A 15935-nucleotide genomic window follows, 5' to 3' on the forward strand; every position below is an offset into this window, starting at 1 on the left:
TCAACTCCTCGGGACAGGTCCGGTGGAGCCCCGGACGATGAGTGCGGTGGGCAGCAACACGTGACCGGCCGCGGCGTCCGCGGGCGGGTCGAGCAGCAGTTCGGCGGCGATCCGGCCCTTCTCCTCGGCCGGCTGCCGGACGGTGGTGAGGCCGGCCGCGGCGGCCTCGGGGACGTCGTCGAAGCCGGTCACCGAGACGGTGGGACGATCATGGGCCGGCCGCGCGGCCAGGGCGTCCAGGACACCGAGCGCGAGGACGTCGGAGCAGGCCAGCACGGCGGTCGGCGGCGCGGGTTGGTCGAACAGCCCGGCGATGGCTGTGGCTGCCGCCGGGCGGCTGTTGCCGGGGACGTTGACCACTGTCAACTCGGCCCAGCCGAGGCCGACCTCGGCGAAGGCGTCGGCGAACCCGCTGAGCCGACCTCGGGTGGTCGGATGCGGCACCTGGTCGACCCCGGCCAGGGTGAGCGGGCCGGCCGGCGCGTCGGGCAGCACGGAGTCGGCGAGCAGCGCCACCCGACGGTGCCCGAGCCCGGCGACGTGCGCGGCGGCGCTGCGCGCGGCGGCCCGCTCGTCGATGCCGACGAACCGTTCGTCGGCGCCGGCGTCGTCGCGGGCGGCCGTGCTGACGAACGGCAGCCCGCGTTGGCGGATCACGTCCAGCGCCCATTCCTCGTCGGCGACGCAGTAGACGCAGAACCCGTCGACGGCGGCGTTCTCCACCGCCCGTCGGGCGTCGGTCACCGCCGGCGGCAGCGGCACCAGCAGCATGCTCGTGCCGCGTCGCTCGATCGCCGCGCCGACACCGGCGAGGAAGCGGACCGCGAACGGGTCGGTGAAGGCGTACGACAGTTGCGAGGTGAACAGCACCCCGATCGACCCGACGAAGCCCCGGCGCAGGGAGCGCGCGGTGGGGTTGGGTCCGGCGTACCCGAGTTGCCGGGCAGCGTCCATGATTCGCTCCCGCAGGGTGGCGGAGAGCTGGTCGGGGCGGCTGTAGGCGTTGGAAACGGTGCTGCGGGAGACGCCGACGGCGTCGGCCACGGCTTGCAGTGTTGGCTTCACCGGCACCTCTCTGCATCGATTCAGTCTGTATCGATGCAGAGATTAGCCCGACCAGTCGGCGTCGGTCAATACGTGAGCTGCAAGTCCCGCCTGCGACGGCTACGCGGTCGAGGTCAGGCCGGGTAGCTGTCGTCCAGCAGTCGGCCGAGGATCTCCGCAGTGCGCTCCGGCGGCTCGGCCTCGACGCAGAGCCGCTCCATGGCCACCGCGTAGTAATCCAGATCGTCGCGCTTGTCGAGGTAGATGGCGCTGGTGAGCTGTTCGATGTAGACGATGTCGGGTAGCTCCTGGTCGCCGAAGCGCAGGATGGTGAAGGCGCCCCCGGCGGCGGCGTGGCCACCGGCGGCGAACGGGATGACCTGGAGCCGGATGTGGGGCGACTTGGTCGCCTCGATGAGCGCGGTGAGCTGACCGCGCATGACCTCGGCGCCGCCGATGGGCCGGCGCAGCGCCGCCTCGTCCACCACTGCCCACAACTGCGGCGGATTCTCCCGCTGGAGCAACTGCTGACGTTGCATCCGCAGCCCGACGCGTCTGTCGATCTCGCCCGCACCGGCCGCGCCGTGCCCGAGCAGCACGACCGCCCGGGCGTACTCCCGGGTCTGCAGGAGGCCGGGCACGAACTGCACCTCGTAGCTGCGGATCAGCGCGGCGGCGGCCTCCAGGCCCAGGTACGACTGGAACCAGGACGGCAACACGTCGCCGTAGCGGTGCCACCAGCCGGGGCTGTTCGCGTCCCGTGCGAGCTTGAGCAGCGCGTCGCGCTCGTGTTCCTCGGTGACGCCGTAGAGGGTCAACAGGTCGGCGACGTCGCGCTCCTTGAAGCCGACCCGGCCCAGCTCCATCCGACTGATCTTGGATTCGGAGGAGCGGATCTCCCAGCCGGCACCCTCCCGGGTCACCCCGCTGGACTCCCTAAGGCGGCGCAGTTGGGCGCCGAGCAGCATGCGCAGCACGGTCGGCCCGGTTGTCGGGCCGCCCTCGGCGGGAACCATCGTCACGTGCGGACCTCCGGACACCGACCCACGGCGGCCGGGCGCCCCGGCCCGGCCGACGTGTAAGCATGCCATGGACCGACAGTGAGGTGAACTCCTCCACACCGGTGAATAAGTCCCGTCGCCGGGACGACCCTGCCCGGGACGGTCAGTTGATCAGATGGTCGAAATCTCCGTCCCGCGCACCGAGAACGAAGGCGGCGATCTCATCCACCGTGTAGATCAGCGCCGGCCCCTCCGGGTGTCGTGAGTTGCGAACCGCGATGCCCGCTCCCCCGGGCAGCTCGGCGAGTTCGACGCAGTTGCCGCTCGGGTTGCTTCGGCGGCTCTTCTGCCAGCTCAGCGGAGGCAACTGGTGGATCGGTACGCCATTGGGTGGCTGATGCATGGAGGCGTCTTTCTGTTACGAGCCCGCCGGTGGCCGTGGGAGGAGCGGTGACGGCGAGGGGGTGCGGTATCGACATTGGACGGTTCTGCACGTGCATCTGCTATTGCATCTGCATCCGACGGCGAGCATGATAACGCACATGATCGGTGCCCATCCGTTCACTTTGCGTTACCCCCACACGGGCAACGATCAGGCAAAACTGGGCCCGACGCGGCGCGCCGCGTCAACCGAAGGCTGGAGGCGGTCGCGGCGATGGGAGGGTTCGTGCCGGATCCGATGAGTGTCGCCTCCGGCGTCTGCGCCGCCGGCGCGCTGCTCTCCTCCTGGCAACTACGCCGACGGGCGGTGCGCGCCGAGGCCGAGATCGACCACCTCCAGGCCGAGTTGGCCGCCGAACGGCACGCCGCCAGCCACGACCCGCTCACCGGGCTGCCCAACCGACGCGCCTTCTACCGCCTGGCAGCCGCCCTGCTCACCGACGCCGCCGGTCAGCCGCTGATCGCCGTCGTGCTCGACCTGGACGACTTCAAACAGATCAACGACCGGTACGGGCACGCTGCCGGCGACCAGGTGCTGATCAGTGTGGCCGAGCGGCTCGCCGGCTTCGCCGGGGACAATCTCGTCGCCCGCCTCGGCGGCGACGAGTTCGCCGGTCTGCTCTCCAGCCCCACCGTCGACCGGCGCTGGATCGAGCACTCCACCCGCCGGCTCAGCGAGACCGTCGCTGCGCCGATCCGGCTCAGCGGGTGCAGCGTCCGGGTCACCGCCTCCGTCGGGCTCGCCCCGGTGACCGGCCCCGCCCAGCTCACCGACGCGCTCAGCCGCGCCGACGCGGCCATGTACCAGGCGAAGAGCCTCGGCGGCGCCCGGTCACCCCGCCAACTTGTCGACAGCGCGTTCCTCACGGAACGCTGACCGTTTCAGGCCACGGGCGCGCCGCCCCGAGTGGATCAGCGGCCCGGTGTACGCACTTCTCGAACGAACGCCGTCCAGGCGGTCGGCGCGAAGGTCAGGGTGCCGCCGTCACGGTCCTTGCTGTCGCGCACCAGCACCCGGCCGGGCAGATTGTCGGCCACCTCGACGCAGGCACCACCGTTGTTGCTGCTGCGGGTCGCGGTGCGCCAGCGGGCGTCGGTCATGTCCATGTCGTGGCCACTTCCCTGATCAGCTCGATCGACCGTCGTCGGGGGAACGCCTCACCGGTGACGCTCTCCCACCTGCGTCCCAGGCTAGCGACGTCGAGGGGATCGGTCACGACCTGACCGCGGAGCTGGTTGTCGAGATATGCCAATTCGGTCCCGTCGGGCAGCCGACCCAGCACGAAGGGACCGGCCAGACCGGTGTGCCACGGGCACTCGGCCGGGATCACCCGCACCTGCACGTGTTCCCACTCGGCCACCCTCGCGAGGTGGGCCAGTTGGCCGGCCATCACGGTGCGGTCGCCGACCGACCGGCGCAGCACCACCTCGTCGATCACCGCCACCAGCTGCGGTGGGGCGTCGCGGCACAGGACCGCCTGCCGCTCAATGCGGCCCGCCACGATCTGGTCCACCTCGGACGGTGCGACCAGCCCACCGGTGCCCAGGATCGCGCGAGCGTACCCCTCGGTCTGGAGCAGACCCGGCACGAGCAGCGGCTCGTACCACCGGAGCGAGGTGGCGTCCTGTTCCAGCTCGGCCCACGGTCGGAACCACGGCAGGTCACGGCGGCGGAACGGCTCCGGCCAGAGGTCGGCCGCGTCCCGGCGCAGTACCTTGGCCACAGCGACCCGGGTGCGCGGATGCGGGATGCGCCCCGACGCGAGCCACCGCGCCGCCGTCTTCGGGTCGACGTGGACCTTCTCGGCCAACGACTCGACGGTCTCGCCCGCCTCGGCCATCGCCACCCGCAACGCCTCGTTCGCCACCAGATCCTCCCGCCGCTCTCGGTGCCGTGGCGGACGACCTGGAAGCCCCGCCCAGCAGGCGTGCTGCGACGCCGCTCGATGCACGTTGCGGCGGACGATAACCACGCTGCGTGCCCGTGTCTGCGGCCTACCGGCGTGTTGCGGTGTGACGTGTTGGCGCGCATGTCGGAGGCCCCCCGACCGCCCCCGAGATGCCCCGCCAGCGTCCCAAGGCCCGCGTCCTGTCCCACCCTCGCTTGATCCACTCGACGAGGCGGCGCCCGTGCGGGGGGAGTAACCGGGGGGGACCACCGGGCTGGCGCTTTGGAGCTGATGTCACAAACGATTCGGCCGCCAGCAGCCCCGCCGACGAGCCGTCGTGGCTGAGCGGCGCGACCCGGCAGGACCGCCAACGCGACCCTCGGCACGACAGCCACGTGCGACGCCAGCAGGGACACCAAGCGCGATCCCGGGTGGGCCGTGATGTCGCAAACGATTCAGCTCTAAAGGCAACCAACCGCACACCTTCGACTCCCGCACACGTCGCCAGCCCACATCAACCGAGTGCGGATTCCGTTGTTACACCTCTGCCGACACGGTGGCCGCTCAGCACCGTCGGTCACTGTCGCGCAACGCCGCGTCGGCGAGGGTGACCAGACCCACCTGTGACACCAGCCCTCGCACGATCCGCGCCGCCCGGTCCCGGTCGGCCGGCTCGGCGTCGAGGTCCAACGCCTGGCGGGTCCAGTCGCTGAGGTCGTCGAGCGCGCGGACCGCGAGGAACCAGGCCAGGCGCACCGGGTCGACGTCGGTCCTGCCGTAGCCGGCGAGCACGGCCTGCTGCTGCTCGGCAGTGATCGGCGCGAAGGCGAGCACCCCGCCGAGGACGAACATGAGGTCACACTCGGGCGGGGCGAGCACCGCGTCGTCCCAGTCGATCAGCCAGACCTGCCCGTCCGTGCCGAGCAGCAGGTTGCCCAGGTGCGGGTCACCGTGGCAGACGACGTTCGCAGCGGGCCGGTCGCACATGTCGACGGCGCGGCGCTCGACCTCGCGGGTCAGCACCCCCAGCCGGTCGGCCACCGCGGACCACACCCCCGCCAGCTCCGTGACCAGCGGGTCCGCGAGGTCGGCCGGGTCCGGGTCGCGCAGCCGCGCAGCCGTCGCGCGGGTCGCGGCCACGATTGAGGGGTACGCGGCGCCGCCCGCCGGCAGCAGCCGGCTCAGCTCGTCGGTCACCGGCGCCGCGTGCACGGCGGCCAGCACCTCGCCGTACGCGTGCCAGTGCGCGTCGGTCATCGGGCCGTCGAGCGCCCGCTGGTCGGACACCCACGGCACCACGGACAGCCGGCGGCCGTCGTGGTCGACGGACAGCCGCCCGTCGTCGGCCCGCAGCGGCGCGACGATGCCCGGCACCCCCTGTTCGGCCAGGAACGCCGTCACCACCAGGCCGGCCGGGGTGCCTCCACCGCTCAGCTTGACCGCGTACCGACCGCCGTCGGCGGCCTCGGCCAGCCACAGTCGGGCGTGCTGGTCCGCGCCGGAGGTGACCGGCTCCATCGTGGACAACCGTAGGCCGAAGCCCGTCCGCACCTGCTCGGTCACCTGCCGTGCGACGTCCTGCACCATGCGGCCACCATGCCAGCGCCCGTGGCCGGCGCGGTCAGCGCCAGCCGTAGCCGGCGCGCAACGCCTGCCCGACCCGGTCGAACCGGGGCCGATCCAACACGGCGCCCTCCCGGCGGATGCTGTCCTCGCGCATGGTGAGCACCCGGTCCAGCCGGACCCAGCTCGGCCGGTTGTCGCGGTCCCACTCACCCGGCCCGAGCGCGAACCAGTGCCGCTGCCCGTCCCGCTCGCTCTGGCTGGACAGCATCAACCCGAACAGGGTCCGGCTGTGCCGCCCGACGACCAGCACCGGTCGGTCCTTGCCCTGGCGCGGGTCGTCCTCGTACGGCACCCACGTCCAGACGATCTCGCCCGGGTCGGCCTGACCGTCCCGCTCCGGAGCGTAGGTCAGCTCCCGACGCTGCAACGCGCTCACCTGACGGCGGCGGGCCACCTGCGCGGGCGCCGGCCCGGTACGCCGGGGCGACGGGATCACCGCACCGACCCGAGAGATACGCGCCGCGACATTCCTCAACAGACCAGCCACGGCGGGCAGCCTACCCGCCGCCGAAGCGGGCGGTGCGACAGACTGGCCCGATGAACGAGCTGCCCCACGACCTGCCGATCCTGGAGCGACGCGCGGTGCGGGTGGTGGTCACCGACGGCACCGACCGGGTGTTGTTGTTTCACACCCACGACCCGGACCACCCCCGGCTGGGCACCTGGTGGGAGCTGCCGGGCGGCGGCATGGACCCCGGTGAGACCTACCGCGACACGGCGGTGCGGGAGCTACGGGAGGAGACCGGCATCGTGGTCACCGCCGACCAGGTGGGCGCGCCGACCTGGCGACGGCGGGCGAGCTTCCTGCACCGCCAGCTGCGACACGTCCAGGACGAGGTTGTCGTCGCCGTACGACTGGCGGGGCCCGGACCGGACGTGGACGAGGCGCACCGGCTCGACTACGAGCGGGAGGACTACTTCGGCTTCCGCTGGTGGCCGTTGGCCGAGGTGGTGGCCAGTCGGGAGCGGTTCTACCCCGGGCAGCTCCCCCGACTGATCACCCCGCTTCTCGCCGGCACGGAAATCGACGAGCCGTTCGAGCTGTGGTCGTGAGCCGGGCCGGCGGGCAGAGTGGGGGCATGAGGACCGATCTGCACGGGCCGCTCTCCGCGTACGCCGCACGGCTGCACGCCACGGCCGGCGACGTCCACCACGTCGCCTCCCCGCTCGGCGCCTGGCTGCTGCTCGCTGTCACTGCCACGACGGCCGACAGCGATCCGGCGGTAGCCGACAGTGCCGCCGCGGAGCTTGCGCAGGCGCTGGGCACCGACCTGCCGAGCGCGGCCGAGATCGCCCGAACGCTGTTGGACGCGCCGCACCCGCTGGTCGGGGCCGCCACAGCTCTCTGGCACCGATCGGGGCAGGGCGACGACGGGCCCGCAACGTGGCGGGCCGCGCTGCCCGGCACGACCGAGGTCGGCGCACTGCCCGATCAGGCCGGGTTGGACGCCTGGGCGCGCGAGCACACCCTCGGCCTGATCGAGACGTTTCCCCTGACTGTCGAATCGGACGTGGTGTTCATCCTGGCCAGCGCGTTGGCCACCCGGGTGTCCTGGGCGACCCCGTTCGACGTCGCCGACGCACGCGCGCTCGGCGCCGACAGCCCGTGGGCCGGCCTACTACGGCGGGCACTGCGCAGCCCGAGCCGGGGCCACCGCTGCGCCATCGTGTCCACCGCGCGGGCCGGTGACGTGATCGTGCACACCGCACCCGCCCAGACGACCGACGGCGCGGGGCTGGTGGTCCTCTCGGTGGCCGCCGCGCCGCAGGTGCCACCGGCCGAGGCGCTGGCAATCGCGTACGACCTCAGCGCCGGCGCGGCCGACGGCGCGCAACCGACTGGCAACCGCTCGCTGTTCGACCTGCCGCTCGGTGAGGCTCCGCTGTGGACGCTGGCCGAGGAACGGGTACACACCTGGGCCCGCGACGGCCGCGAAGAGCGGCACACCGCCGTCCTCCCCTGCTGGTCCGCTCGCAACGACCATGACCTGACCGACCCGGCGCTCGGCTTCCCCGCCGCGGTGACCACGCTCGCGACGGCGCTGGCGCTGCCGGAGGACGGCTTCGAGGCACGGCAGACGGCGGTGGCCCGGTTCGACAGGTACGGCTTCGAGGCGGCGGCGGTGACCGGCATGGCCGGGATCACCAGCATGCCGCCGGAGGGCGTGGCCCGCACCGCCGAGCTGCGCTTCGGCCACCCGTACGCGGTGGTGGCCGTCGCCACCGACGCCGGGGCCGACGGCGTCACCGGCCCGTGGCACGGGGTGCCGGTCTTCTCCGCCTGGGTCGCCGAGCCCGAGGAGGTCTCTGAGGCATGAGCCACGACGTCACCAGGGCACTCCTGGGCTGACCCCGGGCCGGGTCAGAACCCGCCGTCGCGCGGCAGTCGCGCCACCATCTCCCGGAACTCCCGCACCGTCATCGCCGTCCGCAGCGTGGCGAAGACGGCGCCGGTCCCGGCCCGGGCGGTGGCCGGGTCCACCCCGGCACGCTGTTCCACGCGACGAAGGAACTCCGTCGGGCCGGCGTCCATCGGGGTCGCGGCGGAACCGCCGACCTCCAGGCCCACCCCGCTGGTCAACCCATCAGCGCCGGCACCCGAATCGGGGGCCGGGGCCGGGGCCGGACCGGAGGCCGGGTCCGGGGCCGGACCGGTCAGGTAGCCGCCGACCTCGTTGGGGAGGTGCCCGACGAGGTCGCCGGGCGCGTCGCCGGTCACCCGCTCGGCCAACGTCTGGAGCACGGCGCGGGCGAGCACGCCGGCCTCCTCGGCCGGCAGGCCGGACCGTTGGGACACCGCGTCGATGAAGTACGGGAACCCGTCGCCGTCGGTCACGCTCGGGCGGTTACCCCTGGCCCGCCGGGACAAACTGCCGCTAGCGAAGCAGACCCTCGGCCAGCAGGTGGTCGAAGATGATCTGGTCGACCGGTGAGGTGCGGTGCTGGTCCGCGTACCCGAGCCAGGCCATCTCGGCGATCTCGCTGGCCGGCCGCAGCTGGCCCTGATAGCCGGCCCGGTAGCAGGTCATCCGCACGGTGACGCCGGCCGCGTGGCTGTGCGCCTGAGCGGTGAAGGTGCCCAGGTGTACGGCATCGCGCACGTCGACCTCGACGCTCAACTCCTCGTCGATCTCCCGGCGCAGGGTCTCCAGGTCGGTCTCGCCCGGCTCGCGCTTTCCACCCGGCAGGTACCAGACGTCCTTGCCGGCCGACCGGGTGCTCAGCACCCGACCGTCCTCGATGAGGATCCAGGCCACCTTGTCGATCTCGCGCACGATGCTCCCTCCAGCCGCCGGGACCGGGGACGCTACCACCCGGCACCGCGCTCATTCGGCCAGCAGGTCGAGCAGCAACGCGGCGGTCCAGCTGAACGCCGGCGAGCCCAGCCCGACGCCGGTGTCCGGGTGGAAGTACTCGTGGCAGCCGGCCCCGGCGACCAGACCGATCATCGAGCGGCGCAGCCCGGCGGCCAGCTCCGGGTGCCCGTGCGCGAGCAGCCCGCGCCGGACCAGCCAGCCGATGTTGAGCCAGCTCGGCCCGCGCCAGTAGCGCAGCGGCTCGAAGTCGGGTGCGGTGCGGTCGTAGGTGGGTAGCGGCCGGTCCATCCGCCGGGCCACCCCGAAGCGCGCCGACCGGGCCTCGACGACCAGCGCGTCGGCCTGCCGGGTCGGCAGGTCGGGAAGGATCAGCGGGGTCAACCCGAGCACGGTACGGGCGCTCACCAGGCGGTCGGTTCGCAGGTCACGAGGCTGGAACGTGCCGGCGCCCCTGTCGTGCAGCCGCCGAAGGAGCGCTTCGGTGATCCGGGCCGCGCGGGCCCGGTGCGGCCCGGGGTCGGCGCCGACGAGCGCGGCGATCTCGGCGAGGGCGTGTTCGGCGGCCCCGAACGCCGCGTTGAACAGCGGGCACTCCACCAGGAACGGGTGACCGGCGGCCAGGTCCCGGTCGGAGTAACCCTGGTCGCGGTAGGCGGCGACGATCGCCAGGTAACGCGCGTAGTCCAGGTCCGTGGGGCGGTGCGCGGCGTCGGCGTGCGCGGTGTCGTGTCGACGGTACGCGGACATGACGGCCGCCTCGGCCGGCACCGCGGCCATCGGCTCGTCCCACGCCGGGCTGTTGTCCAACCCGGACTCCCACGGGTGCACGATGCAGACCAGCCCGTCGCCGGCCACGTCCCGCCGGTCGGCCAGGTAGCGCTGTTGGGCGACAAACGCGGGGTATAGCCGGCGCAGCGCCGCCAGGCCGGTGGGGTCGGGCGCCCGCCGGTACGCCAGCAACGCGGCGAGCGCGTGCACCGGCGGCTGGACCAGGCCGGAGGTGGCCACCGTCGGTGCTCCCGGCACGTCGGCCGAGCGCCACATCTCCGGCCCCGGGAAGTACGCGCCGACCCGCAGCGCCGGGTTGAACACGATGTGCGGCACCCGTCCGTCGGCCCACTGCGCCCGGAACAGGCTCGTCAGCTCCCGCCAGGCGCGGTCGGGGCGGACCTGGGCCAACCCGATGGCGATGAACGCGGAGTCCCAGCTCCACTGGTGCGGGTAGAGCGTGCGCGAGGGCACCGTGTGGTCGTGCTCCCAGTTGGCGTCGAGCGTGTCGACAGCGAGTCGACGCAGCCCGGTCGCGTCGGTCGGGCCACCCGTGCCGGCGACGTCGGCGCGCGTCGGTCCGGTGTCAGCGATCGCGTCGACACCGGCGGTCGCGTCGACACTTGTCGGCCCGGCGTCGGCGGTCACGCGGCGGCCCGCCGGGGCAACGCGTGCCGCAGCACCGTGGCGGCCTGTTGCAGGGCCCGGACCGGGTCGCCGCGGAGCCGGCACTCCAGGGCCAGCCAGCCCCGGTAGTCCAGCTCCAGCAGCGTACGCACCAGCGCCGGCCAGTCCAGGTGCCCGGCGCCGGGCTGGTACCGGTTGGAGTCGCTGACCTGCACGTGCCCGAGGTACGGCGCGGCGGCGCGCAGCGCGCGGTGCACGTCGTCCTCCTCGATGTTCATGTGGAAGGTATCGGCGACCACCCGGACCGACGGCAGCCCGAGTGCGGCGCAGAGCGCCACCGCCTCGTCGAGACGGTTGACCATGTGGTCCTCGTACCGGTTGAGGGGTTCCAGGAAGAGGCTGACCCCCTCGGCCCGGGCGTGCTCGCCCAGCTCGCCGAGGGCGTCGAGGAGCACCTGCCGGTCTCCGCCCGGCGGCCGGGGCGGCTCGAACGGCGGCAGTCGCCGGGAGAACATTCCCCAGGCGGCCGGGGTCATCGCCCCGACGCCGCCCAACTCGGCGATCACCGAGAGCTGGGAGCGCAGGTTACGGACGGCGTCGGCGGACCGGGCGGGGTCGAAGTCGCCGATGAAGTGGTCCATCTCGACGCAGACGGTGGGCATCACCACCCCGGCGGCGCGGGCCCGGCGCAGCTCGGGCAGCCGGCGGGCGAACGCGAGGTCGCCGCGGCCGCGTAGCTCGATGCCCTGGTAGCCGAGGGCGGCCGCGAGGGCGTACTTCTGGATCAGGTTGGTGCCCGGCAGGAGTTGTTCCTGACAGGCCAGCGCGATGGTGGTCATCAGAACCTCAGCACGACTTGGAGGACGTCACCGGCGCCGCGGTCGAGCAGCGCGAGGGCGTCGGCGACCGCGCTGGCGTCGACGATGTGGCTGACCAGCGGCAGCGGGTCGACGCTGCGGTCGGCCACCAGGTCCATGAAGGTCTGCGCGACCCGGTCACCGGTCCACCGTCCGGCCATGCTCGGCGCGGGGGTGGGCCCGGAGACCTGGGCGGCCACCAACTGGATGCGGTTGTGGTGGAACTCCTCGCCAAGGCCGAGCGCGTCGGCCTGGCCCTGGTAGAAGCCGGCGGCCACGACCCGGCCGGCGTGGGCGGTGGAGCGGATCGCCTCGTGCAGCGCCGGGTACGCGCCGGACAACTCCAGGCAGACGTCGGCCCCCCGGCCGTCGGTGGCCTGGCGCAGCACGGCGGCGGCGGACGTGACAGTGGCGTCCACGATGGATCGCGCGCCGTACCGGGCGGCGTGCTCCAGCCGGTCGGGCACCGGGTCGACGGCCACCACCCGGGCCCCGGAGAGCACGGCGAGCCGGGTGGCGAGCAGCCCGATGACGCCCTGCCCGAAGACACCGACCCAGTCGCCGAGGTGCAGGTCGCCGGCGAGCACGGCGGTCAGCGCGATGGCGCCGGGGCGGGCGAAGACCGCGACGAGCGGGTCCAGCCCGGAGGGGAGCGCACGGACCGCGTCGGCGGCGAGCACGGCCTCGGCCCGGTGCCCCCAGATGCCCCAGACGAGCTGCCCCGGATGCCGGTCGGTGACCTCCGGTGCGACCTCGATGACCTCGCCGACCTCTTCGTAGCCGAAGCCGATCAACGGGTAGGGCACCGGGGTCTGTCGGGGGACGAACATCCGGGCGACGTCGTCCCAGTCCTTGCTGAGCCGGGGATTGCTGCCCCGGTAGAGGGTCAGCTCGGTGCCGGCGGAGATGCCCGAGTAGCAGGTGCGGACTCGGACCTGGCCGGGGCCGAGCGGATCCGGTGGGCAGGGCTCGAGGCTGATGCGTCGAGGCCCGGCGAGAGAGACCACCCAGTTGCCCATGTGTCACATCCCGGTAGCACTGGGCTCCAGGATAGCAAAAAATCGCGATATGTCTTGCTATTGATCAATCGAAGGTGTTGGATCCGTCATGTACCCTTCGAGAGGAGTGCCACCGATGTCAGCACCTCCGAGGCGGATACTCGCCACCACCCTGATCCTGGCACTTACCACGTCCACCCTGCTGGCCTGCGGCGACGACGGATCGGACAGCAACAGCAAGAAGATCACCGTCTGGAGCCTGGAAGACGTGGCCGACCGGGTCACCGCCACCAAGGCGATCATCGCCGACTTCACCGCCAAGACCGGGATCCAGGTCGATCTCGTGACCGTCAACGAGGACCAGTTCCCCTCCCTGATCGCCGCCAACGCCGCCGCCGGTGACCTGCCCGACGTGGTCGGGTCGGTCTCCCTCGCCGGCATCCGTACGCTCGCCGGCAACGAGCTGCTGCACGCCTCGGCGAACGCCGAGGTCATCGACAAGCTCGGCAGGCAGACGTTCTCCCCCCGAGCGCTGGAGCTCACCTCCGACGACGGCAAACAGCTCTCCGTACCCAGCGACGGGTGGGGGCAGCTGCTCGTCTACCGCAAGGACCTGTTCGCCGCGGCCAGCCTGCCCGCCCCCGACACGTACGAGCGGATAACCGCCGCCGCGGCGCGGCTGAACACCGGCGGCGTCGCCGGGATCACCGCGGCGACCGCCCCCAGCGACGTGTTCACCCAGCAGACCTTCGAGCACCTGGCGCTTGCCAACGGCTGTCAGCTCACCGACGACTCGGGCAAGGTCACACTGGATTCGCCCCAGTGCGTCGAGGCGTTCCGCTTCTACGGTGACCTGATCCGCACCAGCTCCGTGAAGGGCGCGCAGGACGTGGACACCACCCGGGCCACCTACTTCGCGGGCAAAGCGGCCATGGTGGTCTGGTCACCGTTCATCCTCGACGAGCTGGCCGGGCTGCGCAACGACGCCAAGCCGACCTGCCCCCAGTGCCAGGCCGACCCGGCGTTCCTCGCCAAGAACAGCGGGTTCGTCACCGCGATCAAGGGCCCGAACGGCAGCGAGCCGGCCCAGTACGGCGAGATCAGCTCCTGGGCCGTGCTGGACGGCGCGGCGGCCGACCCGGCGAAGTCCTTCGTGGAGTACATGCTCGGCGACGGCTACCCGCGCTGGTTCGGCATGTCCCCGGAGGGCCGCTTCCCGGTGCGCAAGGGCACCCCGGCCGAGCCGGAGGCGTACCTCACCGCCTGGAACACCAGCCAGGCGGGCGTGGACGCGAAGAAGCCCCTCGCCGACGTGTACGGCGACGAGGTGCTGGCCACGCTGCGCCGCAGCCCGGACACCTTCGGGCGGTGGGGTCTCAGCCAGGGGCAGGGCAAGCTCGTCGGTGCCATGCTCGGTGAGTTGCCGGTGCCCAAGGTGTTGGGCGACCTCATCGCGGGCAAGTCCGACGCCGCGGCCACCGCCAACCGCGCCAAGAAGGACGTCGACGCCATCAAGGCCGGCGTCAATTGACCACCACCGCGCCCGGCCCCGGCCGCTCCCCCACCCGGGAGCGGCCGGCGCCACCCCGGCGCCGACCACTGACCCTGCGCCGCCGCGAATCCCGGGCCGGGCTGGCGCTTGTCGCACCGACCCTGCTCGTCACCATCGCGGTCATCGGAATCCCGATCGTGTGGACCGTGGTGCTCGCCTTTCAGCGGGTCCGCCTCGCCACCCTGCGCAAGACCGGGCTGTTCGGCGAGTTCACCATGGACAACATCGACCGGGTCCTGCACACCCCGGGCTTCGCCGAGACGCTGTGGGTCACGCTGATCTACAGCATCGGTGGCACCGTCGGGTCGATCCTGCTCGGTCTGGTGGCCGCCCTGGTCGTCCGCCGGCCGTTCCGGGGCCGCACCCTGGTCCGGGCGTCCATGCTGCTGCCGTACGTGGCGCCGGTGGTCGCTGTGACGTTCGTCTGGCAGGTGATGCTCGACCCGCAGCTCGGCATCGTCAACGCGTGGGGCCAACGCCTGCTCGGTTGGGATGCCCCGGTGCCGTTCCTGACCCAGGAGTCGACGGCGCTGGCCACGGTGATCGTCTTCGAGGCGTGGCGGTACTTCCCGTTCGCGTTCCTGTTCCTGCTGGCCCGGCTCCAGGCGGTGCCCGGTGAGTTGGAGGAGGCCGCCCGTGTCGACGGCGCCACGCCCACCCAGCGGTTCCGACACATCCTGCTACCGCAACTGCTGCCGGTGATCGCCCTGCTGGGCGTGCTGCGCTTCATCATGACGTTCAACAAGTTCGACGACGTCTACCTGCTCACCGGCGGTGCGGCCGGCACCGAGGTGGTCAGCGTGCGGGTGTACGAGTTCCTCACCGCCCGGACCGACATCGGGGCCGCGGCCGCGCAGGCGGTCGTGTTGGCAGTGGTGCTGATCGTGTTCGTGCTGATCTATCTGCGCTTCTTCGGACGGAGGGTGAGCTGATGGACCGGGACGTCGTCGAGACGGTGAGCCTGCGTTGGCTGCGCCGCCTGGTGATCGCCGTGTTCCTGGTGATCACCGTCTTCCCCTTCTACTACATGCTGGTGCTCTCGGTGCGTCCCATCGAGCGGTTGCTGCTCGACCCCGGCGCGCTGGTGGTCGGCTTCGGTGAGCTGACCGTCGCCACGTACGCCGAGGTGCTCAAGGCCACCGACGACGGCGGCCAGGGTTTTCTCACCTTCATCCGCAACAGCGGAATGGTCGCCGTCGCGGCGACAGTGCTCACCCTCCTGGTCGCGATCCCCGGCGCGTACGCGGTGGCCCGGCTGCGGTTCTTCGGCCGGCGGCAGGTGGACTTCCTGTTCCTGGCGGTCTACCTGTTCCCGTCGATCGTCATCGCGATCCCGCTGTTCGTGGTGTTCACGCGGGCCGGGCTGCGCGGCTCGCTGTTCGGTCTGGTGCTGGTCTACATCTCGCAGACGTTGCCGGTGTCGGTCTACATGCTGAAGAACTACTTCGAGACCATCCCGGTCAGTCTGGAGGAGTCCGCCGCCATCGACGGCGCCGGTCGGCTCGGCATCATCCGGCGCGTCAGCCTGCCCCTCGCCATGCCGTCGATCATGGCGGTCGCGCTCTACGACTTCATGATCGCCTGGAACGAGTTCCTCTTCGCCCTGCTGTTCCTGGTCGACAAACCCAACAGGTGGACGGTGTCGCTGGGGTTGTCCCTGCTCGCCGACGGGGTGGAGGTGCCCAAGACAGTGCTGATGGCCGGGTCGGTCGTCCTCACCCTGCCCATCGTGATCCTCTTCTTCGCCAGCGAGCGGCTGCTCACCGAAGGGCTGACCAGCGGCGCGGAGAAGGGATGATCGTCTCGTCCGGGTCG

The 15935-nt window shown here is 72.1% G+C and carries 18 protein-coding genes; 6 read left to right on the plus strand and 12 right to left on the minus strand.

Translation table 11 applies throughout. The features are described from left to right. From IW248_RS11755 to IW248_RS11765, 3 genes are all read right to left on the minus strand, one after another. A complete protein-coding gene (locus tag IW248_RS11755; protein ID WP_307787914.1) occupies positions 1–1044 on the minus strand; it encodes a LacI family DNA-binding transcriptional regulator in 1044 nt (347 codons plus the stop codon). Between the two features lie 134 nt (positions 1045–1178). After that, on the minus strand, positions 1179–2066 hold the full coding sequence (locus tag IW248_RS11760; RefSeq protein ID WP_124816914.1) for a Sco1979 family transcriptional regulator: 888 nt from the start codon (positions 2064–2066) through the stop codon (positions 1179–1181). 142 nt (positions 2067–2208) lie between these two features. Further along, positions 2209–2448, minus strand: coding sequence for a DUF397 domain-containing protein (locus IW248_RS11765; protein WP_088947853.1), 240 nt, complete (start codon positions 2446–2448; stop codon positions 2209–2211). Positions 2449–2712: 264 nt separating this feature from the next. On the opposite strand from IW248_RS11765, the gene IW248_RS11770 reads away from it, so the two are divergent. Then, entirely contained in the window at positions 2713–3363 is a 651-nt protein-coding gene (locus IW248_RS11770; protein WP_196927000.1) for a GGDEF domain-containing protein, read from the plus strand. 35 nt (positions 3364–3398) lie between these two features. Here IW248_RS11770 and IW248_RS11775 read toward each other — a convergent pair whose 3' ends face one another. From IW248_RS11775 to IW248_RS11790, 4 genes are all read right to left on the minus strand, one after another. Next, on the minus strand, positions 3399–3593 hold the full coding sequence (locus IW248_RS11775; RefSeq protein WP_196927002.1) for a DUF397 domain-containing protein: 195 nt from the start codon (positions 3591–3593) through the stop codon (positions 3399–3401). Further along, on the minus strand, positions 3584–4327 hold the full coding sequence (locus IW248_RS11780) for a helix-turn-helix domain-containing protein (RefSeq protein ID WP_196930145.1): 744 nt from the start codon (positions 4325–4327) through the stop codon (positions 3584–3586). The genes IW248_RS11775 and IW248_RS11780 overlap by 10 nt, the downstream gene beginning before the upstream one ends. 612 nt (positions 4328–4939) lie before the next feature. Further along, positions 4940–5962 carry a phosphotransferase enzyme family protein gene (locus IW248_RS11785; RefSeq protein ID WP_196927003.1) on the minus strand — a complete coding sequence of 341 codons (1023 nt, stop codon included), beginning with the start codon at positions 5960–5962 and terminating at the stop codon, positions 4940–4942. Positions 5963–5996: 34 nt separating this feature from the next. After that, a complete protein-coding gene (locus IW248_RS11790) occupies positions 5997–6488 on the minus strand; it encodes a type II toxin-antitoxin system PemK/MazF family toxin (protein WP_030336385.1) in 492 nt (163 codons plus the stop codon). Positions 6489–6538: 50 nt separating this feature from the next. Between IW248_RS11790 and IW248_RS11795 the strand changes: the two genes are divergently transcribed. Both IW248_RS11795 and IW248_RS11800 read left to right on the plus strand, forming a co-directional pair. Beyond that, complete coding sequence (locus IW248_RS11795) at positions 6539–7054, plus strand: NUDIX hydrolase (RefSeq protein ID WP_196927006.1); 516 nt, start codon at positions 6539–6541, stop codon at positions 7052–7054. A 26-nt stretch (positions 7055–7080) separates the two neighbouring features. Further along, positions 7081–8319, plus strand: a complete 1239-nt coding sequence (locus IW248_RS11800) for a hypothetical protein (RefSeq protein WP_196927007.1) — start codon at positions 7081–7083, stop codon at positions 8317–8319. Positions 8320–8363: 44 nt separating this feature from the next. On the opposite strand, the gene IW248_RS11805 is transcribed toward IW248_RS11800, so the two are convergent. From IW248_RS11805 to IW248_RS11825, 5 genes are all read right to left on the minus strand, one after another. Beyond that, entirely contained in the window at positions 8364–8837 is a 474-nt protein-coding gene (locus tag IW248_RS11805; protein WP_196927009.1) for a DUF2267 domain-containing protein, read from the minus strand. Positions 8838–8877: 40 nt separating this feature from the next. Further along, complete coding sequence (locus IW248_RS11810) at positions 8878–9276, minus strand: NUDIX hydrolase (protein WP_124821991.1); 399 nt, start codon at positions 9274–9276, stop codon at positions 8878–8880. Between the two features lie 51 nt (positions 9277–9327). Continuing rightward, entirely contained in the window at positions 9328–10614 is a 1287-nt protein-coding gene (locus IW248_RS11815; RefSeq protein ID WP_196930146.1) for an MGH1-like glycoside hydrolase domain-containing protein, read from the minus strand. A gap of 116 nt (positions 10615–10730) precedes the next feature. After that, positions 10731–11552, minus strand: a complete 822-nt coding sequence (locus IW248_RS11820; protein WP_196927011.1) for a sugar phosphate isomerase/epimerase family protein — start codon at positions 11550–11552, stop codon at positions 10731–10733. Further along, positions 11552–12589 carry a zinc-dependent alcohol dehydrogenase gene (locus tag IW248_RS11825; protein WP_196927012.1) on the minus strand — a complete coding sequence of 346 codons (1038 nt, stop codon included), beginning with the start codon at positions 12587–12589 and terminating at the stop codon, positions 11552–11554. The genes IW248_RS11820 and IW248_RS11825 overlap by 1 nt, the downstream gene beginning before the upstream one ends. 115 nt (positions 12590–12704) lie before the next feature. Here IW248_RS11825 and IW248_RS11830 point away from each other — a divergent pair, with 115 nt between their 5' ends. Genes IW248_RS11830 through IW248_RS11840 form a run of 3 tightly spaced genes read left to right on the plus strand, consistent with a single transcriptional unit; the run spans position 12705 to position 15918 of the window. Beyond that, positions 12705–14099 carry an ABC transporter substrate-binding protein gene (locus tag IW248_RS11830; protein ID WP_196927014.1) on the plus strand — a complete coding sequence of 465 codons (1395 nt, stop codon included), beginning with the start codon at positions 12705–12707 and terminating at the stop codon, positions 14097–14099. Continuing rightward, positions 14096–15052 carry a carbohydrate ABC transporter permease gene (locus tag IW248_RS11835; RefSeq protein ID WP_091406737.1) on the plus strand — a complete coding sequence of 319 codons (957 nt, stop codon included), beginning with the start codon at positions 14096–14098 and terminating at the stop codon, positions 15050–15052. Before IW248_RS11830 ends, IW248_RS11835 begins: the two co-directional genes overlap by 4 nt. Next, complete coding sequence (locus IW248_RS11840; protein WP_196927015.1) at positions 15052–15918, plus strand: carbohydrate ABC transporter permease; 867 nt, start codon at positions 15052–15054, stop codon at positions 15916–15918. The genes IW248_RS11835 and IW248_RS11840 overlap by 1 nt, the downstream gene beginning before the upstream one ends. Positions 15919–15935 lie beyond the last annotated feature (17 nt).

It is taken from the genome of Micromonospora ureilytica (assembly GCF_015751765.1).
Lineage (GTDB): Bacteria > Actinomycetota > Actinomycetes > Mycobacteriales > Micromonosporaceae > Micromonospora > Micromonospora ureilytica.

Coding starts and splice junctions, on each gene's coding strand:
- IW248_RS11765 (WP_088947853.1), bottom strand. CDS start 2,448: ATGCATCAGCCACCCAATGGCGTACCGATCCACCAGTTGCCTCCGCTG.
- IW248_RS11775 (WP_196927002.1), bottom strand. CDS start 3,593: ATGGACATGACCGACGCCCGCTGGCGCACCGCGACCCGCAGCAGCAAC.
- IW248_RS11780 (WP_196930145.1), bottom strand. CDS start 4,327: ATGGCCGAGGCGGGCGAGACCGTCGAGTCGTTGGCCGAGAAGGTCCAC.
- IW248_RS11785 (WP_196927003.1), bottom strand. CDS start 5,962: ATGGTGCAGGACGTCGCACGGCAGGTGACCGAGCAGGTGCGGACGGGC.
- IW248_RS11795 (WP_196927006.1), top strand. CDS start 6,539: ATGAACGAGCTGCCCCACGACCTGCCGATCCTGGAGCGACGCGCGGTG.
- IW248_RS11800 (WP_196927007.1), top strand. CDS start 7,081: ATGAGGACCGATCTGCACGGGCCGCTCTCCGCGTACGCCGCACGGCTG.
- IW248_RS11820 (WP_196927011.1), bottom strand. CDS start 11,552: ATGACCACCATCGCGCTGGCCTGTCAGGAACAACTCCTGCCGGGCACC.
- IW248_RS11825 (WP_196927012.1), bottom strand. CDS start 12,589: ATGGGCAACTGGGTGGTCTCTCTCGCCGGGCCTCGACGCATCAGCCTC.
- IW248_RS11830 (WP_196927014.1), top strand. CDS start 12,705: ATGTCAGCACCTCCGAGGCGGATACTCGCCACCACCCTGATCCTGGCA.
- IW248_RS11840 (WP_196927015.1), top strand. CDS start 15,052: ATGGACCGGGACGTCGTCGAGACGGTGAGCCTGCGTTGGCTGCGCCGC.